Origin of the sequence: Streptomyces sp. NPDC051183 (genome assembly GCF_040682455.1) — a bacterium.
In the GTDB taxonomy this organism is placed as follows: domain Bacteria; phylum Actinomycetota; class Actinomycetes; order Streptomycetales; family Streptomycetaceae; genus Streptomyces.
Genome location: NZ_JBFBBA010000013.1, coordinates 122,785 through 145,642, shown reverse-complemented (window position 1 = coordinate 145,642; position 22,858 = coordinate 122,785). Strand labels below are relative to the sequence as shown.

Sequence of the window (22,858 nt, the reverse complement as noted above, 5' to 3'; positions counted from 1 at the left end):
CGCTTTGTCCATGGGCCTGCCGTGCCGCGGTCCGCAAGCTGTCAGGTCAGTGAGCGGACCGCCCGTGCCTTCGAGCCGTGCGGTCCTCCGCCAAGGAAGCGCCGATTCCCGGAGGCTCGATGCGCACCCCCCTCTGGCCGGCCGCAGCCGCGGTGGCCGGTCTCGTCGCCACCCTGGTCGTGGCCACGCCCGCCGCCCCCGCCGCGGCGGCCGCACCCGTGACGATCACCTCGCCCGAACTGTCCGTCAGCGTGGACAGCGGCTTCCCCCGCGTCATCAGCTACACCCGCAGAGCCACGGGGGACGTGCTGAACGGCAACGAGGACACCATCGGCGCGATCGTCGTCAACGGGACGACCTACACCCCCGCGGTGACCTCGACCGCCGCCGCCTCCGGCGTGGACTACGCCCTGTCCTTCTCCGGGGTGACCATCAGGTCCCGGCTCTCGGTGGCGGGTTCGGTCGTCGAGTTCAAGGTGACCGCCATCGAGGACACCGCCGCGCTGCGCGTGCGCAGCCTCGCGATACCCGACCACAACCTCGTCAGCGTCCGCAGCGACCAGCCGGGCGCCGCGCTGGCCACGGCGAACATGCACACCGCCACCACCGGCACCGGTGACACCTTCACCACCCTCAAGGCGAACACCCCCGTGGACCCCGCCGCCGTGACGGTGATGCACGGCCTCGCCAACACCGCCAAGCTGGCCGCCGCAGTCGATTCCAACTCCCTCTACGACGCCCCCTCGGGCGGCACCGCCCGCGAGAACGGCCGGATCAGCAAGCGGGTCACCGACAAGGGCGGCTACCGCCGCGCCGGCCTGTGGAGCGGAGCCTGGCTCTACCGCGCCTCCGGCGCCGCGGACAGCGACACCGAGCCGCTGCCCTACGCCCGGGTCGCGATCACGGCCGACCGCAACGCCGACTCCACCGTGGACTGGCAGGACGCGGCCATCGCCTACCGCGACATCTGGACCCCGCCCACGGGCTGGCAGCAGACCCCCGACCGCGTCGTGCAGCGCATCCCCTTCAACTTCGCCTCCGAAGCCACGCACCCCTTCGCGCAGACCCTTGACGAGACCAAGCGGGTCAGCCTCGCCACCGACGGCCTCGGCCAGTTCGTGCTGCTCAAGGGGTACGCCTCCGAGGGCCACGACTCGGCCCACATGGACTACAAGAACATCGGCGCCAAACTGGGCGGCGCCGCCGGCCTGAACGCCCTCACCACCGCGGGCCACGCCTACAACGCGGACTTCGGGGTGCACATCAACGCCACCGAGGAGTACCCGGTCTCGGCCACCTTCGACCCGGCGCACCAGAGCGGCGGCCTCGGCTGGGACTGGCTCGACCAGTCCTACTACGTGGACACCAGGAAGGACGGCCAGTCCGGGCAGCGCCTGAAGCGACTCCAGGACCTCAAGGCCGCGGCCCCCGGCCTCGACTTCCTCTACGTGGACGTCTGGTACGGGGACGGGTACGTATCGCGCAAGCTCCAGCGCGAAATCGGCGGCCTGGGACTCCAGTTGGCAACCGAGTTCCCCAACACCCTCACCGAGCAGTCCCTCTGGCACCACTGGGCCACGGACGTCAACTACGGCGGCAGCGACCTGAAGGGCATCAACTCGGGCATCGCCCGCTTCATCGCGAACCACGCCAAGGACGACTGGATCGCCCGCAACCCGCTGCTGGGCGGCGCCGAGGTCACCGCGTACGAGGGCTGGCAGGGCAAGAAGGACTTCACCGCCTTCCTCAACACCACCTTCGCCACCAACCTGCCGACCAAGTACCTCCAGGAATCACCGATCGTGAAGTGGACCGCCGACACGGTCACCCTCGCCAACGGCACCTCCGTCACCACCACCGGCGGCACCCGCAAGATCACCACCGGCGGCCGGACCGTACTGAACGGCACCAGCTTCCTGCTCCCGCGCGACGGCAAGCTCTACCACTGGAACGAGGCCGGGGGCTCCACCACCTGGACCCTGCCCGCCGGCTGGAGCGCACCCAAGCTCTACAAACTGACCGACACCGGCCGCCAGTCGGTCGGCGACCTCACCGTCGGCTCGGGCGGCCAGGTCACCGTCAACGCCACCGCGCGCACCGCGTACGTCGTCACCAACGGTGCCGCACCCGTCCAGCCCGACCCCAAGTGGGGCGAGGGCACCCCGCTGAAGGACCCGTCCTTCTACGCGGGCAACCTCGCCGCCTGGACCGTCACCGGCGCCGGAGCCGCCGTCACCCGCAACGCCCAGGGCCAGAGCGAGCTCACCATGGCCGCCGGCACCGCCCCCGCCGTCTCCCAGCAGCTCACCGGCCTCACCCCCGGCACCTACGCCGCCTCCGTCTGGGTCTCCACCCCCACGGGCCGGGCGGCCACCCTCACCGTCACCCCGGCCGGGGGCAGCGCCGCCTCCGTGTACGCCGACTCCTCACCGCTGACCAACAACCTCGGCGGCAGCGAGAAGAACGGCACGAAGATGCAGCGCATGAAGGTCCTCTTCGACGTGCCCCCCGGCCAGTCCGCCGCCACGCTCCGACTGTCCTCGGCCGCCGGACCCGGCACCGTCCACCTGGACGACGTACAAGTGGTCCGCTCGGCCCGCACTCCGCTCGGCGGCCACTGGTTCACCGAGGACTTCGAGAACGTCGACGCCGGCTGGGGCCCCTTCGTCTTCGGCGGCGCCGGCGGCTCGGCCACCGACCCGCGCACCCACATCGCCCAGCGCAACGCCCCGTACACACAGGCCGGGTGGAGCGGCAAACTGGTCGACGACGTCATCACCGGGCAGAACTCGCTCAAGTCCCACGAGGAGCGCAGCGGGCTCGTCTACCGCACCCTCCCGCAGACGCTGCGGCTGACGCAGGGGCACGCGTACAAGGTCGCCTTCAGTTACGAGAACGGCTTCAGCGGCGACTACCAGTTCATCACCGGCTCCGGCAGCACCGAGACCGCCACCGCCCTGAACCAGGCGCGTACGGCCACCACCTTCACCAAGACGTTCACCGCCGGGGCCGACGCCTGGATCGGCGTACGGAAGGTGACCGCCGAGGACTCGCACAACGAGGCCGACCTCATCCTCGACGACCTCGCCGTCGACGATCTCGGACCGGTGGGCGGCGGAGAAGTCCTCGTCCCGCAGGGCCAGATGAGCGTTAAGGCGGTCGACAGCCAGGAGACCGCCGGCGAGAACGGCAGCGCCGCCAACGTCCTGGACGGCGACAGCGCCACCATCTGGCACACCCAGTGGTACGCGGCCACCGCGCCGATGCCGCACGAGATCACCCTCGACCTCGGAGCCTCGTACAACGTCTCCGACCTGCACTACCTGCCCCGGCAGACGCAGAGCAACGGGCGCATCGCCGACTACCAGGTCTTCACCTCGGCCGACGGCGTCACCTGGGGGACCGCGGCGGCCTCCGGCACCTTCGCGGACAGCGCCGCCCAGCAGGACGTCTCCTTCACCGCCAGGACCGCCCGGTACGTGAAGCTCAGGGCCACGAGGGAGGTGGGCGGCAATGCGTGGACCTCGGTGGCAGAACTGAACATCGGCTACCGGCCGTAGGGTCCGACGGGCAGACTGGTCGCCGTGACCTCACTGAGCAAGGGCGCCAACCTGCCGATCGGGGCAACCGCCGTCCGGGCCGTGCTCGGCTGGTCGGCGGGGCCCGGAGTCCCCGACGTGGACGCGTCCGCGCTGCTGCTGGGCGGCGACGGGCGCGTCCGTTCCGATGCCGACTTCGTGTTCTACAACCAGCCCCGGCACGCGTCCGGTTCCGTGACCCACCAGGGCAAGCGGCCCGGCGCCGACACGATCGCCGTCGACCTCGGCGCGGTCGAGCCCGGCATCGAGCGCGTCGTGCTCTGCGCCTCGGCGGACGGCGGCTCCTTCGGGCAGGTGCCCGGGCTGCACCTGCTCCTGCTCGACGCGGTGTCCGGGGCCGAGCTGGTCCGGTTCGACATGGCGGCGGGCCCGGAGAAGGCGTACGTGAGCGGCGAGCTGTACCGGCGGTCCGGGGCCTGGAAGTTCCGGGCCGTCGGACAGGGTTACGCCGACGGGCTGGCGGGCCTGGCGACGGACTACGGCATCAGCGTGGACGAGGCGCCGGCTCCGGTCGCGGTCCCGCGCACGGTGCCGGTGCCGGTGCCGCCCTCGGTCCCTGCCCCGCCCTCGGTCCCTGCCCCGCCCTCGGTCCCTGCCCCGGCGGCGGCCCCTGCCTCGGCGGCGGCCCCCGCTCCCACAGCCGTCCGGCTGACCAAGGGCGAGGAACTGCTGCCCACCGAGGTGCGCGCCCGCCTGTCGCTGCGCAAACAGCAGGTCGCGGTCAGCCTGAGCAAGCACGGGGTGGGATCCCTCACCGCCCGCGTCATCCTTGTGCTCGACGCCTCGGGCTCGATGGCCTTCCACTACCGGCGCGGCACCGTCGCGGGCGTGGCCGAGCGGATGGCCGCGGTGGCGGCCCAGCTCGACGACGACGGCCAGATGCAGGCCTGGACCTTCGCCTCCAGTCCCGCGCGCCTCCCCGACCTCGTGATCGCCGAACTGCCCGAGTGGCTGCGCCTGCACGTGCGCGTCGGCGAGATGAGCCTGTTCGGCCGCCGCAGGCCGCCCAAGGGGCTGGTCCCGGGCCAGCTCGACATGCGCACGGTCGGCATCGGCAACGAGGAGCAGAAGGTCATCGCGCAGGTCCGCGCCTACGTCCGTGACCATCCCGTCCCGGACCCGACCCTGGTGCTCTTCTTCTCCGACGGCGGCGTCTACCGCAACGACGCGATCGAGCGGGAGCTGCGCGCGGCCGTGGAGGAACCGCTGTTCTGGCAGTTCATCGGCCTCGGCCGGGCCGACTACGGGGTGCTCGAACGCTTCGACACGCTGCCCGGCCGCCGCGTCGACAACGTGGGCTTCTTCGCGGTCGACGACATCGAGACCCTCTCCGACCCCGAGCTGTACGACCGGCTCCTGTCGGAGTTCCCGTCCTGGATCCGCGCCGCCCGCCAGGCGGGCATCCTGCGTTGACGCGCGCTGGTGGAGGAGAAGACCGGATGAGCGATCACAGTTCCGCGGCCGAGGTGTTCGACGCGCTCGCCGGGCGCTACGAGGAGGCGTTCGGCGAAGTCCCCGCGCGGTTGGAGGCCCTGGACTGGCTCACCGCGAGACTGCCGCGCGGAGCCCGGGTGCTGGACGTGGGCAGTGGCACGGGCCGGCCCACCGCCGAGACCCTGGCCGGGGCGGGCTGCTCGGTGACCGGCATCGACGTCTCGCGGGAGATGGTCGCCCTCGCGCGCGCCCGGGTGCCGGGGGCGCGCTTCGAGCAGGCCGACGTGCGCACGTACACGCCCGAGGAGGACGGCTTCGACGCGGTGTGCGCCTTCTTCGCGCTGCTGATGATGGACCAGCCGGAGGTGGCCGGGGCGCTGCGGCGGATGGCGTCCTGGGTCGCACCGGGCGGGTACTTCGTCCTGGCCACCGTGCCGGGCGACATCCGCAACCTCGACATCGAGTGGATGGGCCACCGGATCACCGTCAGCAGCCTCTCCACGGAGGACCACCTGGCCGTACTGGAGACCGCGGGCCTCGAAGTGCTGGAACACCACACGCGGGCCTTCCGCCCCCACGGCGGCCAGGGCGACCCGGAGGAGCACCTGCTCTGCCTCGCGCGCCGGCCCTGACACGGGCGCCGGGCGGGCACCCGCCCGGTCACCGGCCCGGCCCGCGTGCCGACTGCTGGGCGCGGAACCGGACCGGGGCCATGCCCACGCGGCGGCTGAACAGCCTGCTGAAGTAGGCGGGATCCTCGTAGCCGACCCGCCGGGCGATCCCGGCGACCGGCAGGTCGGTGCGGGCCAGCAGCTCCTTCGCCCGGCTCAGCCGGATGCCGAGCAGGTACTCCTTGACCCCCTCGCCGGTACTGCGCCGCACCGCCCAGCGCAGTTCGGGCAGCGGCATCCCGAGCTGCGCCGCGTGCTCGGCCACCGAGATCGGCAGCAGCGCGTCCCGGGCCAGGGTGTCCATCACCGCGTCGCCGTGCCGGGACACCTCGGACCGGGCGTAGCGCAGCGCGACCAGCAGCCCGTGGACCGCCGCCGCGGCCTCCACCTCCAGCAGCGGTCCGCCGCGCCGGGCCGCCCGTACGATCCCGTCGACCACGTGCCTAACCCCGGCGGTCCCGCTCAGCGGCACCAGCGGCCGGTCCGGGGTGATGTAGCCGAGGTCGGTGTACGCCTCCACGCTCGGGCCCGCGAAGTCCACGAAGCACTCGTCCCATCCGGTCGCGCGATCCGGCCCGTAGTGGTGCTCCACCCCCGGCACCAGCCACAGCAGCGCCGGGGCGGTCACCGGCTGCGGGGGCCGGCCGGCGTGGCTGAACCAGCCGCGGCCGGCCGAGACGACCACCGCGACGTGGTGGTCGAGCGCGCGGGGGCCGACGACGGGCAGCACGCCCTGCTGCACCCCCACCCCGAGACAGACCAGGCCGAGCCGGCGGTGGTTGGCGGTCGGCGAGAAGTACCGCATCCAACTGCTGTACGGGGGCGTTGCCATCTGCGGATTGTGATCCACAAGGCCGAGCGCCCTCAAGGGTGCGGGCACTCAAGGAGCCGCCGGCGCCCGTTCCGCGCCGGTTTCCACCGCGCAGCCGGCCGAACCCGCGGGGGCCGCGGGGGCCGTGGGGCTCGGCGGGGCCGCCCGAGAGGCGGACACCGCCCGGCTCGCGGACACTGCTTGGCGGGTCGGGGCCGCCGCGGGGCGGGGCGGGCGGAGTCCTGCTGCCAGGCCGGCGATGAGCACGCCGAGCCCCAGCCATACCGCCGGGCCCGGCACACCGCCGCCGGTGACGGCCCCCGCGGCCGCCGCCGCGAGCGGGGCGACCCCGGTCAGCAGCCCGGCCCGGCCGGAGCCCACGGCGGCCACCGTGCGGTACCAGAGCAGGAACGCCACCGCGGTCACCATGACGGCCAGGTACCCGGCCGCCGCCCACTGGCCCGCCGTCACCGACGCCAGCTCGGAGGGCCCCTCGACGAACACCGTCAGCCCCGCCAGCATCACCGCCCCCAGCCACACTGCGTGCACCGACACCCCCCAGGCACCGTGCCGCCGCAGCACCGGCACCGCGAGCAGGGTGAACCCCGCCTCGCACCCCAGCGCCAGCGCGGCCCACGCGACCCCGGCGGCGTCGGTCCGGCCCGTCCCCTCCACGAGCACCGCCCCCGCCACCACGACGGGCGCGGCCAGCAGCACCTGCCGGCTGGGCCCGCGCCCCTCCAGCAGCGGGCCGATCAGCCCGAGGAGGATCGGTACGGAGGCCACCGCGACCGCGATGACGGCCGGCTCCGCATGCGCGACGCCCCGTACGACGGCCACGTTGAACAGCACCAGCCCGGTCGCCGCGATCCCGGCCAGCCACAGCCACTCCCGGCCGCGCGGACGCAGGATCCGCACCCGGGCCCACCGGGCGAGGGCGAGCAGGATCAGCGCGGCCGCCGCGTAGCGGACGGCCTGGACGCCGAACAGCGGGGCGTCGACCAGGGAACGGGAGACGGTGACACTGCTGCCGACCAGAGCCATGCCGGCGATGCCGGGGGCGAGGTCGCGCAGGGAAGCGGACGGAGTGTTCATACCGTCGAGCCTGGCGCCAGAATGGACCCATGAGCAGGTCCAAAGAAGGAAAGGTACAGGGGTCCAAAACACCCCCCGCGGGCGGTGGCGCGGACTTCCTCCAGCTCGACGTCGGCCGCGCCCCGGCGGGCGGCCGTACCGAGTGGCTGGCCGAGCGGCTGCGCGCAGCCATCGCCGACGGCACCCTCCCCGTCGGCAGCCGGCTCCCGCCCAGCCGGGTGCTCGCCGCGGAGCTGCGGGTTTCCCGGGGTCTGGTGACCGAGGCGTACCAGCGGCTGGCCGAGACCGGGCAGGTGGCCGGCCGCGGCCGGGCGGGCACGGTGGTCGTCGCGGCGCCGCCCCCGGCGGCAGCGGCCCCGGCCGCGCCGCTGCGCGGAGGCTTCGTGGACGCGCTGCGCGCCGTACCGTGCCGGATCGACCTCTCGCCCGGCGTCCCCGACCTGGCCGCCTTCCCGCGAACCGCCTGGCTCCAGGCCGAGCGCCGGGTCCTGGCCGGGCTCACCCCCGCCGACTTCGGCTACGGCAACCCGCAGGGCGCCCCCGCGCTGCGGGAGGCCGTCGTCGGCTGGCTGGCCCGGAACCGGGGGATCCGCGCCGACCCCGGGGAGGTGGTCGTCGTCGCCGGGGTCGCGCAGGCGCTCGGGCTCCTCGCGCACGTCCTGCGCGAGGACGGCGTACGACGCGTCGCCGTGGAGGACCCCGGCTCGCTGGGGGCCCGGCAGCAACTGGAGTACGGGCGGCTGGAGTCGGTGCCGGTACGGGTCGACGAGGGCGGTCTCGACGTCACCGTGCTGAGGGCCTGCGGGGCGCGGGCGGCGCTGCTCACCCCGGCGCACCAGTTCCCGACCGGGGTCGTCCTCGACGGCGAACGGCGCCGGGAACTGCTCGGCTGGGCCGCCGCCGGGGGAGTGGTCATCGAGGACGACTACGACGCCGAGCACCGCTACGACCGCGCCCCGGTCCCCGCGCTGCGCGCCCTGCTGCCCGAGGCGGTCTGCTACGCCGGGAGCGTGTCCAAACTGCTCGCGCCTGCCCTGCGGCTGGGCTGGCTGCTGGTCCCGCCGCGCCACCTGGACGCGGTGGTCGCCGCCAAGCGCTACGCCGACCTCGGCAACCCGGTCCTCGCCCAGCTCGTCCTCGCCCGGCTGATGGACTCGGGCGAGCTGGAGCGCCACCTGCGCTTCGTCCGGCGCCGCCACCGCGGGCGCAGGGACGCGATGCTGCGGGCCATCGCCGCCGAACTGCCGGGCGCCCGGGTGCACGGGGCGGCGGCGGGGCTGCACCTCATGGTCACGTTCGAGGGCGCCGACTTCGAGGACACCGCCCTCGCCTCGGCGGCCCTGGAACTCGGGGTCAAGGCCCATCCGCTGTCCTGGCACCGGATGGCCCCGGGCCCGCCCGGCCTGATCCTCGGCTACGCGGCGGGCCCGAAGGGCGACATCGAGGAGGGCATCGCGGTCTTCGGCGCGGCCCTGCGAAAAATTCTTCGGAACCGGCGGCAACCTCCCCGGGGGTCGCGCGTCGTGCAGGGGTGAAGGGCGTGAACCCGCGCCCGTTCGACCGACCGTGGAGAACCACCTTGAAGAACCTGAAGCGCGTCTCCTTGTCCGTCCGCCGGGCAGCGGCCGTCGCCGCCGCCACTGCCGGGGTGACCGCTGTCCTCGCCGGGCCGGCCCTCGCCGCGAGCGGGCCCGCCGCCGCGCCGTCGCCCTCGGTCAGCGCCGTCCCGAGCGCCGCCCCGAGCGCGGTGCCGAGTTCCCCGTCCAAGCCGTCGCCCTCGCAGCCCGCCGTCAAGCCCAGCGCCTCGGTCAGCCTGCCGCCGGGCACCGCGCCCAGCGCCGCCCCGAGCGCGGCGCCGAGCGCCGGCTCCGCCGATTCGTCCGGCGGCGGTGAGCTTGCGCATACTGGCTCCTCCAAGACCACCACCATCATCGGGGCCGGGGCCGCCGTACTCGTCGTCGCCGGGGCCGGGACCCTGTACTCCGTGCGGCGCCGCGCGAACGGCTGAGGACTCCCGTGCTTCACCTCGCACCACCCCTGAGCTCCGTCGTGCCCGGCTTCGGCCGGGCACGGCGGGGCTTGTGGTCGTTGCTGCTCCACCGCGAGCGCCCGGCCCCGCCGACCCCCGCGCAGCCGCACGGATACGCGTACGGTCACCACGGCCACGGCCACGGCCACGGCCACGGCCACGGGCACGGCCACGGGCACGGCCACGGGCACGGCCACGGGCACTACGCGGATGCCCGCGGAGCGGGGGACGGCGGTGCACCGCCGCCCACCGTCACCGCGCTCTACCACGCGCACCGGCTGCGGATGGTCCGGCTGGCGGTCCTGCTCGTGGACGACCTGGGCACCGCCGAGGACGTGGTGCAGGACGCCTTCACCGCCCTGTACCGGCGCCACGGGGAGCAGATCGCCGAGGTCGACAACGCGCTCGGCTACCTGCGCACAGCCGTCGTCAACACCGCGCGCTCCGTACTGAGGCGCCGGCGCACCGCCCGGGCCTGGACCCCGCCCGCACCCGTCGACGTGCCGTCCGCCGAGGCGTCCGTGGTCCTCGACGAGGCGCACCGGGAAGTGCTCGCCGCCCTGGGGCGGTTGACGCCGAGGCGGCGTCAGGTCCTGGTGCTGCGCTACTGGGCGGACCTGAGCGAGGCGGAGATAGCCGAGACCCTCGGGATAAGCCGGGGCGCGGTCAAGTCGAACGCGAGCCGGGCGCTGGACGCGCTGGAGCGGATTCTGGAGGGTCGGATATGACGCCTGACGTCGAGCGCACCGGTGAGCGGGCCGCCGAGCGGCCCGTCGAGCGTCGGCTGCGCCAGGCCCTCGACGTCCGCGCGGCCGGGGTGACGGTGCGCGAGCTGCGCCCCGCCGATCCGCCGGGGCCGCACGTACGACGGCTGCCGCTGTCGCTCGCGCGGCTGCGGGGGTTCACGCTGCCCCTGACGGGTCTGGCCGCGGCGGCCGCCGCGCTGGTGGGGTACCTCGTACTGGCTCCGGACGCGCCTGTGGTCCGCCCGGTGCCGCCGGCCTCGCCGCCCGAGATCACGAACCCCGCACCGCGGCCTTCTCCGCCGCCGACCGGGACTCCGTCGCCGGTTCCGTCGTCCCCCTCGTCGCCGACTCCGTCGGCACCGGTGCCCGAGGTCGCGTCGACGAAGCCGGGCGGCGCCCCGCCGGGCACGAGCCCGTCCCTGTCCCCGTCGGCCCAGCGGGGCGCGTCGAGCCCGGTCCGCTCGTCACCGCCACCGCCGAGCGCCACGCCCGCCGGGCCGCAGGGCTAGGGGGTGTCTGGCGGATCAGGGTCGGCCAGACACCCCCTAGACCGGCCGCGCGTTCTCCACGACCGCCACCAGCGGGGCGAGCTCCGGATTGCGCGCGGCTTCGTCCAGGGCCTCGCGCAGGGCGGTGTCGTTGGTGGGGCGGGCCTCGCCCAGGAGGGCCAGGCCCGCCTCGCTGACGTCGGTGTAGATGCCCCGCCGGTCGGTGTCGCAGATGTAGCGGTTGAGCAGCCCGCGGTCCTCCAGCCGGCTGACCAGGCGGGTCGTCGCGCTCTGGCTGAGCACCACCGATTCCGCCACCTGGTTCATCCGGAGGTGGCCGCCCGGGCCGCTGTGCTGGCGGCTGAGGACGTCGAGCAGGGAGTACTCGCGCACGCTCAGCCCGTGTCCGGCCTGCAGGGCCCGCTCGATGTGCGTCTCGATCCGCCCGTGCAGGAGGGAGAGGGCGCACCAGCCCTGGGCGAGGGCGGTGAGTGCGCTGTCCGTGGCCGTCATGGGCTCCTCCTTCGTACATGTGCCAATGCCCAGGATAGGTCACATCCGCAATAGCCCGCGCTTGCAAATATCCCGCGTCTGCAACTAATGTGGACGCACGTAAGCGGCGACCGCACCAACACGTCGCGGCGACCGCGGCCACCCGCCGCGACGGCACCACCACCTCCCCTGAAGGGCACCACCCCTCATGCCTCTCGCTCTCCTCGCCCTCGCCATCGGGGCCTTCGGGATCGGCACCACCGAATTCGTGATCATGGGCCTGCTCCCCGAGGTCGCCGCCGACTACGGCGTCTCGATACCCACCGCGGGCTTCCTGGTCACCGGCTACGCCCTCGGTGTGGTCCTCGGCGCACCTCTGATGACCGTCCTCGGCACCCGCATCCCCCGCAAGCGCATGCTGATGCTGCTCATGGGCCTGTTCGTCGTCGGCAACGTGCTCTCCGCGCTCGCCCCGGCCTTCGGGGTGATGCTCGCCGGACGCGTCGTCGCCTCCCTCGCCCACGGTGCCTTCTTCGGCATCGGATCGGTCGTCGCCGCCGGCCTCGTCGCCCCCGAGAGGAAGGCCGGCGCCATCGCCATGATGTTCACCGGCCTGACCGTGGCCAACGTCGTAGGAGTCCCGCTCGGCACCCTCGTCGGCCAGCACCTCGGATGGCGCGTCACCTTCTTGATCGTCGCCGCGCTCGGCGTCCTCGGCCTGCTCGGCATCGCGAAGCTGGTCCCCGAACTGCCCCGGCCCGAAGGCGTACGGATCCGCCACGAGCTCGCCGCCTTCCGCAACGTCCAGGTGCTGCTCGCCATGGCGATGACCGTCCTCGGCTTCGGCGGGGTCTTCGCCGCCATCACCTACATCACCCCGATGATGACCAACGTCGCGGGCTTCGCCGACACTTCCGTCACCTGGCTGCTGGTCCTCTTCGGCCTCGGCATGGTCGCCGGAAACCTGATCGGCGGCCGGTTCGCCGACCGCGCGCTGATGCCGATGCTCTACGTGTCCCTCGGTGCGCTGGCCACCGTCCTCGCGCTGTTCACCCTCACCGCCCACAACAAGTTCGGCGCCGCCGCCACGGTCGTCCTCATCGGCGCCCTCGGCTTCGCGACCGTGCCCCCGCTCCAGAAGCGGGTCCTCGACCAGGCCGCCGGGGCCCCCACCCTGGCCTCCGCCGTGAACATCGGCGCCTTCAACCTCGGCAACGCCCTCGCCGCCTGGCTCGGCGGGCTCGTCATCGCCGCCGGGCTCGGCTGGACCGCCCCGAACTGGGTCGGCGCCGCCCTCGCCGCCTCCGCCCTGGTGCTCGCCCTCGTGTCCGGCGCGCTGGAGCGGCGTACCGGGGCCCGGGCGGCCGGGCGGGCCGTCGCGGCCGGGGCCTCCCGGGCCGCGGCCGCCGCCCCCGTCCACCGCTGAGCCCCCACCCCCGTACGACGAACCACCCCGCAGGAGAACCCGCCATGACCACCGCCACCACCGCGCACCGCACCGCCGTCGCCCCGCTGACCAACGCGGACGCCGAACTGCTCGTCGCCACCGCCAGGACCGCCGCCGAGGCGGCCGGGGTCACGGTCAGCGTGACCGTCCTCGATGCCGGCGGACACCTGCTCGCCTTCCGCCGCGACGACCGCGCCGTACTGATCTCCGGAGAGACCAGCACCCGCAAGGCCTTCACCGCGCTCCAGCTCAACGCCCCGACTGCCGATCTGGTCGAGGCCGTCCAGCCCGGCGGCCCCTTCCACACCCTGCCCACCGCCCTCGACCGGCCGCTGCTGTTCATCGCGGGCGGGCTGCCCGTCCACCGCGACGGGCGCCTCATCGGTGCCATCGGGGTCGGCGGCGGAGCCCCCGCCCAGGACCACGGCTTCGCGGCGGCCGCCCTCGACGCCCTGGCGGGCTGAGCCGTCCGGTCGCGCACCGGCGTCCCCCGTGCCACGTTGGTACGGGGGACACGGGTGCATGATGCGGAATCCGAGGCAGTACGGGAGAGTCCACGTCATCGCGACGGCAACCGTCGCCGCGCTGGTCACCCTCGCCGTCCCGGCCTGTACGGCGGCCTCGGAACAGCCCCGCGCCCCCACCGGCACGGCCACCCCGGCCGCCGTCAGCTCGCCGGGCGCCGCGCGCGCGCCGAGCCCGAGTCCGACACCGCCGCCCGGTCCGACGCCCTCGTACCGACTGTCCACGGCCCCGCGCACCATCCCCGCCGTACGGGAGCACGTGCCGGCCCGCGGCCCCGGCTGGAAGCCCGCCCCCGACGCCCGGGTGGTGGTCCGGCCGCCCGACAGCGCGGTCCTGGCCGACGAGGGCCGGCTGCTCGCCGGTGAACTGCGCATGGGATTCGCGGAGTCGGCCGACGTACGCCGGGGCGACATCGAACTCGACCTGGGCGCCAAGGACTCCGGCGCGCCCGAGTCGTACACGCTCACCGTGCAGAACGGACAGGCCCGCATCACCGGCCCCGACGAAGCCGGCGTCTTCTACGGGACCCGTACCCTCAAACAGGCGGTGGCGGCGGGTGGTTCGGCCCCCGAGGGCACGGTCCGCGACGGCCCGGCCAAGCCCCAGCGCGGCCTCAACCTCGACATCGCCCGCAAGAACTTCACCGCCGGCTGGATCGAGGACCGGCTGCGCGAGATGGCCGACCTCAAGCTCAACCAGTTCGGCCTGCACTTCTCCGACGACCAGGCCTTCCGCATCGAGTCCACCTCCCACCCGGAGATCGTCTCCACCCCGCACCTGACCAAGGCCGAGGTCGCCCGCATCGTGGCACTCGCCCGGAGCCTGCACATCACCGTCGTCCCGGAGATCGACTCGCCCGGCCACCTCGGCGCCGTGCTGCGCGCCCACCCGGACCTGCAACTGCGCAACGCGCAGGGCGGGGTGGTCAAGGGGGCCGTGGACATCTCGAACCCGGCGTCGGCGAAGCTGATCGACGAACTGCTGCGCGAGTACCTGCCGTTGTTCACCGGCGGGGCCTGGCACCTCGGCGCCGACGAGTACCAGGCGCTGGTGGTCCGCGACCCGCAGGCCTCCTTCCCGCAGCTCGCCGCCGCCGCCCGGCAGCGGTACGGGCCCACCGCCCGGGTGCAGGACCTGGCGACGGGCTGGCTCGACGACCGCGCGGCCGTCATCCGCCCGTCGGGCAAGGCGCTCAAGGCGTGGAACGACGGCTTCTTCACCGGCGGCGTGGCCCAGGCCGCCAAGGACCTTCAGGTCGAGTACTGGACCGGCAAGGAGATCGGCGCCCGGCCGCCGCTGGAGTACCTGCGCGAGGGCCGCAAGCTCGTCAACCTGAACGACGAGTTCCTGTACTACGTGCTGGGCGAGCCGAACCAGTTCACCTACCCCACCGGCCGCCGGATCTACGAGCAGTGGACGCCGCTGGTGCTGCGCGGCACCACCCCCGTGCCCGCGAGCTACGGGGCGCAGATCCTGGGCGCCCGGCTCGCCGTCTGGTGCGATCTGGCCGCCTCCCAGACCCAGGCGCAGGTGGCGGCCGGCATCCGGCTGCCGCTGGCCGCGCTGGCCCAGAAGGTCTGGGACGCGCGGACCCCGCAGCAGGCCTGGGAGCAGTTCAAGGCCCTCGCCGACCGCCTCTGAAACGGCTAGGGTGCCTTCTGGGGCTGCGGGGTGCGGTCGCGGCGCTGCCAGCGCTGCTGGACCGACTGGCCGAGCAGCGGCAGCGCCGTGACCACGGTCAGCGTCCAGGCGGTGGCGAAGCCCCAGATCAGAGGCTCCGCCACGGTGATCGACGCGGCGACCATCAGCGCCACCGTGAGCGCACCGAGCAGGCAGGCCGCCGCGATGCGCCGGCGCCGGTGCGTGGACCGCGCGAAGCGGTCGAGGGACCGGCCCAGGGACCGGTCACCCTTCAGTTGGGCCTCGATCGCGGAAAGGGCGCGCTGCTCGCGATCGGAGAGTCCGGCTCCGTCCATGGCCACGTACCTCCACCTGCTGCCGCCGCCCTGCGCGGACCTCAGCCTCTGGCGAGCGAATACCCGGCCTGAGACGGATCAACCCCCGGCGGCCGCGGCGGCGCAGGCGGGTGGTCACCAGATGGAGTTGACCCACTCCGGGTGGTCGATGAACGGGTTCCGGTTGTGCTGGTAGGTGTCGTATATGACCTGGTTGCGGCGCTGCTCGAAGGCGTCCGGCGGGTCCTGCAGGTTCCACTGCTTCAGGACGCTGATCCGGCCGAAGGTGGGTGCGGAGCCGTTGTTGACCCTGTCGTTCATCTCCAGGTCCGCGAAGCCGTCACCACCGTCGTAGCGGACCGCCATGTACAGGAGCATCCGCGCCACGTCGCCCTTGACCGCGTTGCGCGGTTCGAAGGAGTCCGAGTCGGTGTAGCTGCCGGGGGCCTCGGAGACCGGGCCGCCGCCGTAGTCGAAGTCCTTGTTGCCGCGGGTGCTGTTGACCGTGACGTCCTCGGGCCGCAGGTGGTGCAGGTCGGTGCCCGGTCCGGTGGCGGTGCCGAAGTCGCCGTGGCTCTTGGCCCAGACGTGCTCGCGGTTCCAGTCGTTGACGCCGCCGCCGTTGGTGGACTTCGACTGGGAGCGGCCGGAGTAGACCAGGATGACGTTGTTCGGGTTCGCCGGGTCCTGGTCGGTGACCTTCAGGGCGTTCCACACGCCGTCGTAGGAGACCTTGGACTGGGTCTTGATGATGTTGTGCAGCGCGGTCTTCAGCGCGGCCCCGGTCTTGCCCTCGGCGGTCGCGTAGTACGAGTCCACGTCGGCGGACGAGACGGCTGCGGCTGCGGTTGCCGCGGACGGATCGGCCGCGGCCCGCTGCTGGCCCGCGGAGGCGGCGGCCGGGACGAGCAGCAGCGCGGCTGCCGCGAGCGCGGCCGCGCAGGGGGTTGTGCGGGAGATTCTCATGATGTGGGGGACCTCTTTACAAGCACCGTCCCCGCCCGGGGAATTGGCGGGGTTTCAGGTGGCCAAGCGAGATTCACATTGTCATGTGCCGAACAGGTGAAAACCATGTGTCCGGAACCAGGACTTTGGCCCTCCGGCCCCGATCGGGTGAGGCCCTCTTGGCAGAACGCCGGGGTACGGGCACGGTGGCAAAGGCCCCGGTGGCAAAGCCCCGGCGGGGCCGCCCGGACCGCTGGAACCGTCAACAGCCCTACCTGGAGCAGCCCATGGCAGCGAAGATCCTCATCGTGACCGGCGACGCGGCGGAGTCGCTGGAGGTCCTCTACCCCTACCAGCGCCTGCGCGAGGAGGGGTACGAGGTCCACATCGCGGCGCCGACGGTGAAGAAACTGCGCTTCGTGGTCCACGACTTCGAGGACGGCTTCGACACCTACACCGAGAAGCCCGGCTACACCTGGCCCGCGGACATCGCCTTCGCCGACGTCGACCCGGCGGCGTACGCGGCAGTGGTCGTCCCGGGCGGGCGTGCGCCGGAGTACCTGCGCAACGACCCCGACGTGCGGCGGATCCTGGCCGCCTTCGCCGGGGCCGACAAGCCGATCGCCCAGATCTGCCACGGCCCCCTGATCAGCGCCGCCGCCGGCGCGCTGGACGGCCGCCGGGTCACCGCGTACCCGGCACTGGAGCCGGACATGAAGTCCGCCGGGGCGGACTTCGAGGACTGCGAGGCCGTCGTCGACGGCACCCTGGTCTCCGCCCGGGCGTGGCCGGACCACTCGGCCTGGATGCGGGAGTTCCTCACCGTGCTGCGCGGCAAGGCGCCGCTCGCCCAGGCGGAGTGAGGCCGGGCGGGCCGGGCCGCGGCGGGTCGCGTCGGGCGAAGGGGAGGTTCCCCATTCCCTTGTGAAGTGTGCGGGTCGGGGGACTGACGGGGCGCCGGTCGTGTGTTGAGGTGGGTGAGTCAATCAACGTTGTTCGCAAGGCAGTTGAAGGGACTTACCGTGACTGGAACTCTGGGTCGACGCGGGTTCATCGGGGCGGCCGCGGCCCTCGGCACGGCCGCGCTCGCCGGGCCGATGGCCCCCCTCGCCCAGGCGCAGCCCGCCGCACGGCGCCCCGACTCGATCGCCGTCCCGGCGGGCTTCCAGCCCGAGGGCATCGCCGTATCGGCCCGGGGCGCGCTCTACACCGGTTCCCTGATCGACGGCTCGATCTACCGCGCCGACCTCGCCACCGGCGCGGGCCGGATCATCACCGAGGGCCAGGGCCCCATGTCGGTCGGGCTCAAGCTGGACACCCACGGCAGGCTGCTCGTCGCGGGCGGATTCAGCGGCCAGATCCGCGTCGTCCACGCCGGCGACGGGCGCGTGCTGGCCACCCACCAGGCCGCGACCGGCACGACCTTCGTCAATGACGTCGTCGTCGGCTGCGGAGGGGCCTGGTTCACCGACTCCTTCAACGACGTCCTGTACTTCCTCCCGGCGGGCCGCGACCTCACCGGCGCCGGCGCCGCCCCGCGTACGGTGGCCCTCGGCGGCGAGTGGACCCCGACCCCGCCCGGCGGCGAGTACTGGGGCTCCAACGGCATCGAGCGGACCCCGGACGGCCGGGCGCTGCTGGTGGTGCACGACACCGCGCAGGCGCTGTTCCGCGTCGACCCGCGCACCGGCGCGGCCACCCGTACCGTGCTCGACGGCGGCTCGGTCGGCAACGGCGACGGGCTCGTGCTCCACGGCCGCACGCTGTACGTCGTACGCAACTGGGCCTACGCCATCGACGTGTTCACGCTCAGCGCGGACGGACTGCGGGCCCGGTTCGTCAAGCAGATCACCGACCCGCGCTTCGACGAGCCGACGACGGCCGCCGTCCACGGCGGCCGTCTCTACGTGGTCAACGCGGCCTTCGACTCCGACTGGTCGGACCCGGCGACCGCCTCGACGATCGTCAGCTGCCCGATGTGATCGGCGGGGCCGGCTCGGACTTGTAGTTCTCGCCGAAGTTCTTCTTCACGGCGGCGTCCCAGGAGCCGTCCTCGACCATCTTCTTCAGAGCGGTGTTGATCTTGCCCTGGAGTGCGGTGTCGCCCTTCTTCACGCCGATGCCGTAGTTCTCGTTGCTCAGGCTCAGCCCGACCAGCTTGAACTTGCCCTGGTTGCCCTTCCGGGCGGCGTACCCGGCCAGGATGGAATTGTCCGTGGTCATGGCGTCGACCAGGCCGTCCTGGAGGGCGACCAGGCACTCCGAGTAGCCGAGGAGCTCAAGGAGGCTGGCCTTGGGGGCGAGCTTGTTCTTGACGTTCTCCGCCGAGGTGGAGCCGGTGACCGAGCAGAGCTTCTTGGTGTTGAGGTCCTCGGCCTTGGTGATGGTGGGGTCATCTGCGCGGACGAGCAGGTCCTGGTGCGCGAGGAAGTACGGGCCGGCGAAGGAGACCTTCTCCTTGCGCTTGTCGTTGATCGAGTAGCTGGCCGCGACGAACTTGACCTCGCCGTACTGGAGCAGCAGCTCGCGGTCGGAACTGTCGACGCGCTTGAACTCGATCCGCTCCGGCTTGTAGCCGAGCTCCTTGGCCACGTACGTCGCCACGTCCACATCGAAACCGGTGAAGGTGCCGTCCGTCTCGCGCATGCCGACGCCCGGCTGGTCGAACTTGATGCCGATGGAGAGGGTCCCCTTGTCATCATCGCCTCCGAAGCAACCGGAGGCGGTAAGGCTGAGGCCGATCACTGCGGCGACCGCACCGGCCTTGGGAACCTTCATGCTGCACTCTTTCCTCGGGAACGCGGATCGCGCGGTAAACGGGCACGCGGAGGCAGCGCGGCGGCGCCGGGATTACCGGAACACAGGGAACCGCGCGGACGTGGAGACGCGTGTACGAGGAAGCTAGGAAAGTGACGGGCGCAGTGTCACTGGATCTGAGGAAAACTTGAGGTAACGATCCGGGTAGGCCGCAGATCCTGTGGCCGATCGGGTACCGGGCGGGAGAGGGGCTGGGTGCGTGACTGCTGCTGGGGCAAGGGTCGAGGGGAACGAACTGCTGCTGGGGGACGGGGCGAGGGTCAGCTTCATGCGGACCCTGCGGCTGCCGGAATCGGGCACGCACGCGCTGCCGCCGGGGCTGGGCCAGTTCCCGCTGCGCCGGGTGGAGGACTATCCGGACACGGTGCCCCCGGAGTGGCTGGCCAAGGGCGGGGTGATGCTCCCCGTGTACCTGCGCGAGGCGATGTGGCTCAGCTTCGGCGGGACCGCGGAGCCCACCGCGCTCCAGGTCGGCGTGGGCAAGGTGTGCGCCGTCTCGGGTGAGCGCTGGACGGGACGCCTCGCGCGGCGCCCGCAGAACTACGTGGTACTGCCGCGGCAGCCCTGGCTCGACGGGATCAACTCCGGCGACGGGACGGTGCGCCAGTTCGTCGCCGTACCGCTCGGGCTCGGAGCGACCGTGGAGGGGCAGGTCACCGGCGAGGAGACCACGGGCGGGGTGCAGCTCCAGGCCTTCGCACTGCGTCCGGACCGGCTGGCGCAGTGGCGCGCGGCGCGTGCGCCGCGGACCCGCTCGATGAGCGTCGGGTACGGGGGCGCGGCTCCCGCGCCGTCCATGCCGCCCGCCGCCATGCCGTACGCCCCGGGGGCTGCGGCGGGACCGCCCCCGCCGGGCGCCCCGGCTCCGGCGGCCCCCGCCATGGGCCTCGGCGTCGGCGGTTCCATGCACCAGGAGGTGTACGAGGACCACCGGCCGCTGTCCGACTGGGCCGAGGAGGCGGCCGCGCGGGTCTTCGTCCACCTGGTCACCCCGCCCGCGTGGCACCGGATCACCGGGGAGCGCCCGCCGCCCTCACCGGTCGACCGGGCCGCCTACACCAAGGCCGGGCTGCCCTGGTTCGACTACTACGACGAGTCCGCCACCGACCTCGCGGCGGCCGGTCCGCTGGAAACGGTCAAGCCAGTGGGGGAGTGGCTCGGCGAAGACCACGCCCCGTGGACCCCGCCCGCCCCGGGCCAGGTCAAGTCGCTGGGCAACGCCCCGCGGCCGGGCGCACCCGTCCAGGACGGCGACTGGTAGGGGCTCGCACACCGGGCGCGGGGCGGCCGTCCGGCTGGCCGGGAACGTACGGTCGGCCGGGGCGGGGCGTCGGCCGCATGGCAGCATGGCCGGGCAACACACGGTAAGCGGAGGGGGAGTTCGGTGAGCGGTGTACGCAAGGGCCTGGCCAAGGTGGAGATCGCGCTGCGCTGGGACCCCAGCCCGGCCGGGGCGCCCGCGCACGATCTGGACATAGTGGCGGCGGTGTACGGGGCGGCGGACCCGCACGGACGGCCCGCGTACCTCGTGCACTTCGGCAGCCGGTCCCCCGACGGCACCATCACCTTGAACCGGGACAGCCACACCGGTCTCGGCCTCGGCTTCGACGAGGTGATGACCATCGAACTGGACCGGATGGCGGAGGAGTTGCGCCGCGTGGTGGTGGGCGTCGTGATCCAGGCCGGGTCGACGACCTTCGCCGACGTCGCCGGCAAGGGGTTCAGGGTCCGGGAGGGCTACACCGACCTCGCGCAGGGCGACTTCGCGGACGTCCCGGACTCCACCGCGGCCACGGTCGCCGAGTTCACCCGCGACGACTCCGGCGCCTGGTCGCTGGACACCGCGGTACGGGGCTTCGACACCGACCCGGAGGAGTTCGCCCGCGTCATGGGCGCCCCTCGGGGGTGAGTCCGCCGGGCCGAGGTCCGCGGGGCCGAGGTCCGCGGGGCCGCGCAGATCGGGCGGCGGTCACTCCCTGAGGGTGACCGCCGCCCGGTCCGGGTGGCGCGCTGCCGCCGTCCCCACGAGGCAGCGCGGGCAGGTCGCCGTCCGGTCATCGGGGGCGGCGGCCCGCCGGTTCAGGTGGCCGAAGAGGCCGTGGCCGTGGCCGTGACGGGGGCAGAGGCAGGGACCGGGACCGGGGGTGCGTGCAGGCCCAGGGCCGGAAGCAGCGCCGCGTCGACGAACCGGACCAGGTAGTCGGCGTCGGCGTACTGTCCCTCCAGCACCGGCCGGATGCGCAGCACGCCCATCAGCTGGGCCGGCAGGAACTCCACGGCGGGGTGCTCCGCGGTGATCTCGCCGCGCGCCACGGCCCGCTCGACCATCGCGTCGAAAGCCGCCAGCTCGGGCTCGATCAGCGCTTCGCGCAGCGCCGCCTGGAGTTCTTCGTCACTGAGTACGGCGTGCCCCATGGCCTGGGTGAGCAGGGTGTCGCGCCCCGAGGTGCCGGCCGCGATCCGGGCCGCCTCGCGGAGGTCCCCGGCCAGGCTTCCGGTGTCCACGGCGGCCAGCGTGCCCTGCCGGTTCGCGCGCAGGGCGGCCGCGACGAGCTGGGGCTTGGTCTTCCACTGCCGGTAGAGCGTGGATTTGCCGCAGCACGCCCGGGCGGCGATGCCCTCCATGGTCAGGGCCTCGTACCCGTGCTCGCGCAACTGCTCCAGGACGGCGTCGTAGAACTGCCGCTCCCGCTCCGGGGTGATCTTCGAGCGGCGCGCGATGGTCGGCGTCGGCGACGTCATGGGGTGCGGCTCTCCTCGGGGGCGCCTCGGTGCCTTCGTGGCTGGATCTCGTTCCAGTCGAAGTCTACGGGAACGCAAGCGTATCGGTACACCCTCGTATCGATACGCCAATGTATCGATACACTGGCGTGTCGATTGTGTGTGCCCGTGACAGGAAGAGAGACCGGGGGATGACCTCCCAGACCACACCCGCCGAGGCAGGTGCCGGACCGAGAACCGACCAGCGCCGCCGCCTCATACGCGAGCTGCTGCTCGTCGCGGGCCTCTTCGCCGTCTACAAGGCGGGCCGGATGCTCTCGACCGGCCGCACCGACGAGGCCTTCCGCAACGCCACGCGCGTCTGGGACGCCGAGCGCGCCCTGCACCTGCCGGGCGAAGGCCTGATCCAGCGACTGCTCCTGCACGGCGACGCACTCGTGCAGAGCGCGAACACCTACTACGCGGCCGTGCACTTTCCGGCCACCGCGCTGTTCCTGGTCTGGCTCTACCTGCGGCGCCCCGCGCACTACCTGTGGTCCCGCCGGGTCCTGGCCCTGCTGACCGGCGCCGCCCTCGTCCTGCACCTGTCCTTCCCGCTCGCGCCCCCGCGGATGCTCGGCGAGGCGCGGCTGATCGACACCGGCCAGGTCTACGGGCCCACCGTCTACGGGGCCGCGCCCGCCACCGACACCATGGCGAACCAGTTCGCCGCGATGCCGTCCCTGCACTTCGGGTGGGCGCTGATGCTGGCCCTCGGCATGATCGCGGCCACCCGGTCCCGGTGGCGCGTGCTGTGGCTGCTGCACCCCCTGGTGACCCTGCTCGTGATCGTCGGCACCGCCAACCACTACTGGATCGACGCCGCCGTCGCGACCGTGCTGCTCGGCGCCGCCCTGCTGCTGGTCCCGCGCCCGGCCGCCCGGTCCCTGGTGGCCGTACGGAGCCTGCCGCGGCCGCGCCCCGCAGCCTCGGGCCCGCCCGCCCAGGCCGCCGCCGCGGCTGCCGCCCCACCCGCCGCTGCCCAGCCTGCTGCTGCCCCGCTCGCCGCCGTTGCCCGGCCCAGCGCCGTGGCACTGCCCGGCG

General features: G+C 73.3%; 21 protein-coding genes and 1 pseudogene. 15 read left to right on the top strand and 7 right to left on the bottom strand.

From position 1 onward, the window contains the following. The first annotated feature begins 119 nt into the window (after positions 1-119). The 3 genes from AB0M99_RS14435 to AB0M99_RS14425 are packed head-to-tail and all read left to right on the top strand — an operon-like array spanning position 120 to position 5,665. Complete coding sequence (locus tag AB0M99_RS14435) at positions 120-3,560, top strand: endo-alpha-N-acetylgalactosaminidase family protein (RefSeq protein WP_365920071.1); 3,441 nt, start codon at positions 120-122, stop codon at positions 3,558-3,560. 24 nt (positions 3,561-3,584) lie between these two features. Beyond that, positions 3,585-5,012 carry a VWA domain-containing protein gene (locus AB0M99_RS14430; RefSeq protein WP_365920069.1) on the top strand — a complete coding sequence of 476 codons (1,428 nt, stop codon included), beginning with the start codon at positions 3,585-3,587 and terminating at the stop codon, positions 5,010-5,012. Positions 5,013-5,038: 26 nt separating this feature from the next. Further along, a complete protein-coding gene (locus AB0M99_RS14425; RefSeq protein WP_365920068.1) occupies positions 5,039-5,665 on the top strand; it encodes a class I SAM-dependent methyltransferase in 627 nt (208 codons plus the stop codon). Positions 5,666-5,693: 28 nt separating this feature from the next. Here the strand turns inward: AB0M99_RS14425 and AB0M99_RS14420 are convergent, their stop codons facing one another. Together AB0M99_RS14420 and AB0M99_RS14415 are read right to left on the bottom strand one after the other, a co-directional pair. Continuing rightward, entirely contained in the window at positions 5,694-6,536 is an 843-nt protein-coding gene (locus tag AB0M99_RS14420) for an AraC family transcriptional regulator (protein ID WP_365920066.1), read from the bottom strand. Positions 6,537-6,584: 48 nt separating this feature from the next. Then, complete coding sequence (locus AB0M99_RS14415) at positions 6,585-7,610, bottom strand: EamA family transporter (protein ID WP_365920064.1); 1,026 nt, start codon at positions 7,608-7,610, stop codon at positions 6,585-6,587. A 29-nt stretch (positions 7,611-7,639) separates the two neighbouring features. On the opposite strand from AB0M99_RS14415, the gene AB0M99_RS14410 reads away from it, so the two are divergent. The 4 genes from AB0M99_RS14410 to AB0M99_RS14395 are packed head-to-tail and all read left to right on the top strand — an operon-like array spanning position 7,640 to position 10,894. Further along, on the top strand, positions 7,640-9,145 hold the full coding sequence (locus AB0M99_RS14410; protein WP_365920062.1) for a PLP-dependent aminotransferase family protein: 1,506 nt from the start codon (positions 7,640-7,642) through the stop codon (positions 9,143-9,145). A gap of 44 nt (positions 9,146-9,189) precedes the next feature. Then, positions 9,190-9,618, top strand: a complete 429-nt coding sequence (locus AB0M99_RS14405) for an LAETG motif-containing sortase-dependent surface protein (RefSeq protein ID WP_365920060.1) — start codon at positions 9,190-9,192, stop codon at positions 9,616-9,618. Positions 9,619-9,626: 8 nt separating this feature from the next. After that, the gene (locus tag AB0M99_RS14400) at positions 9,627-10,367 is read left to right on the top strand and encodes a SigE family RNA polymerase sigma factor (protein WP_365920058.1); all 741 of its coding nucleotides are present in this window, start codon (positions 9,627-9,629) and stop codon (positions 10,365-10,367) included. Next, positions 10,364-10,894 carry a hypothetical protein gene (locus AB0M99_RS14395; RefSeq protein ID WP_365920056.1) on the top strand — a complete coding sequence of 177 codons (531 nt, stop codon included), beginning with the start codon at positions 10,364-10,366 and terminating at the stop codon, positions 10,892-10,894. Before AB0M99_RS14400 ends, AB0M99_RS14395 begins: the two co-directional genes overlap by 4 nt. A 36-nt stretch (positions 10,895-10,930) precedes the next feature. On the opposite strand, the gene AB0M99_RS14390 is transcribed toward AB0M99_RS14395, so the two are convergent. Then, positions 10,931-11,386 (bottom strand): MarR family transcriptional regulator, encoded by a 456-nt coding sequence (locus tag AB0M99_RS14390; protein ID WP_365920054.1) that lies wholly within the window; start codon positions 11,384-11,386, stop codon positions 10,931-10,933. A gap of 187 nt (positions 11,387-11,573) precedes the next feature. Between AB0M99_RS14390 and AB0M99_RS14385 the strand changes: the two genes are divergently transcribed. The 3 genes from AB0M99_RS14385 (at position 11,574) to AB0M99_RS14375 (ending at position 14,978) form a co-directional block, all read left to right on the top strand. Next, positions 11,574-12,791 (top strand): MFS transporter, encoded by a 1,218-nt coding sequence (locus tag AB0M99_RS14385; protein WP_365920052.1) that lies wholly within the window; start codon positions 11,574-11,576, stop codon positions 12,789-12,791. A 44-nt stretch (positions 12,792-12,835) separates the two neighbouring features. Then, on the top strand, positions 12,836-13,276 hold the full coding sequence (locus AB0M99_RS14380; protein ID WP_365920050.1) for a heme-binding protein: 441 nt from the start codon (positions 12,836-12,838) through the stop codon (positions 13,274-13,276). Between the two features lie 61 nt (positions 13,277-13,337). Further along, positions 13,338-14,978 carry a glycoside hydrolase family 20 protein gene (locus tag AB0M99_RS14375; protein WP_365920159.1) on the top strand — a complete coding sequence of 547 codons (1,641 nt, stop codon included), beginning with the start codon at positions 13,338-13,340 and terminating at the stop codon, positions 14,976-14,978. A gap of 5 nt (positions 14,979-14,983) precedes the next feature. Here the strand turns inward: AB0M99_RS14375 and AB0M99_RS14370 are convergent, their stop codons facing one another. Together AB0M99_RS14370 and AB0M99_RS14365 are read right to left on the bottom strand one after the other, a co-directional pair. Next, a complete protein-coding gene (locus tag AB0M99_RS14370; protein WP_365920157.1) occupies positions 14,984-15,313 on the bottom strand; it encodes a DUF3040 domain-containing protein in 330 nt (109 codons plus the stop codon). A 114-nt stretch (positions 15,314-15,427) separates the two neighbouring features. Further along, the gene (locus AB0M99_RS14365) at positions 15,428-16,258 is read right to left on the bottom strand and encodes an endonuclease (RefSeq protein WP_365920049.1); all 831 of its coding nucleotides are present in this window, start codon (positions 16,256-16,258) and stop codon (positions 15,428-15,430) included. Between the two features lie 266 nt (positions 16,259-16,524). Between AB0M99_RS14365 and AB0M99_RS14360 the strand changes: the two genes are divergently transcribed. Both AB0M99_RS14360 and AB0M99_RS14355 read left to right on the top strand, forming a co-directional pair. After that, the gene (locus AB0M99_RS14360) at positions 16,525-17,100 is read left to right on the top strand and encodes a DJ-1/PfpI family protein (RefSeq protein ID WP_365920047.1); all 576 of its coding nucleotides are present in this window, start codon (positions 16,525-16,527) and stop codon (positions 17,098-17,100) included. A 159-nt stretch (positions 17,101-17,259) separates the two neighbouring features. Then, entirely contained in the window at positions 17,260-18,219 is a 960-nt protein-coding gene (locus tag AB0M99_RS14355) for a superoxide dismutase (protein ID WP_365920045.1), read from the top strand. Here AB0M99_RS14355 and AB0M99_RS14350 read toward each other — a convergent pair. Then, positions 18,203-19,015, bottom strand: a complete 813-nt coding sequence (locus tag AB0M99_RS14350; RefSeq protein WP_365920043.1) for a glutamate ABC transporter substrate-binding protein — start codon at positions 19,013-19,015, stop codon at positions 18,203-18,205. The two genes, AB0M99_RS14355 and AB0M99_RS14350, sit on opposite strands and share 17 nt — an antisense overlap. Positions 19,016-19,253: 238 nt before the next feature. Here AB0M99_RS14350 and AB0M99_RS14345 point away from each other — a divergent pair, with 238 nt between their 5' ends. After that, positions 19,254-20,315 (top strand): hypothetical protein, encoded by a 1,062-nt coding sequence (locus tag AB0M99_RS14345; RefSeq protein WP_365920041.1) that lies wholly within the window; start codon positions 19,254-19,256, stop codon positions 20,313-20,315. Between the two features lie 123 nt (positions 20,316-20,438). Beyond that, positions 20,439-20,963 carry a TerD family protein gene (locus AB0M99_RS14340; RefSeq protein WP_365920039.1) on the top strand — a complete coding sequence of 175 codons (525 nt, stop codon included), beginning with the start codon at positions 20,439-20,441 and terminating at the stop codon, positions 20,961-20,963. Between the two features lie 170 nt (positions 20,964-21,133). Here AB0M99_RS14340 and AB0M99_RS14335 read toward each other — a convergent pair whose 3' ends face one another. Then, positions 21,134-21,796, bottom strand: a complete 663-nt coding sequence (locus AB0M99_RS14335; protein WP_365920037.1) for a TetR/AcrR family transcriptional regulator — start codon at positions 21,794-21,796, stop codon at positions 21,134-21,136. Between the two features lie 170 nt (positions 21,797-21,966). Between AB0M99_RS14335 and AB0M99_RS14330 the strand changes: the two are divergent. Then, a pseudogene (locus AB0M99_RS14330) lies at positions 21,967-22,659 on the top strand (phosphatase PAP2 family protein); the annotation flags it as partial. Positions 22,660-22,858 lie beyond the last annotated feature (199 nt).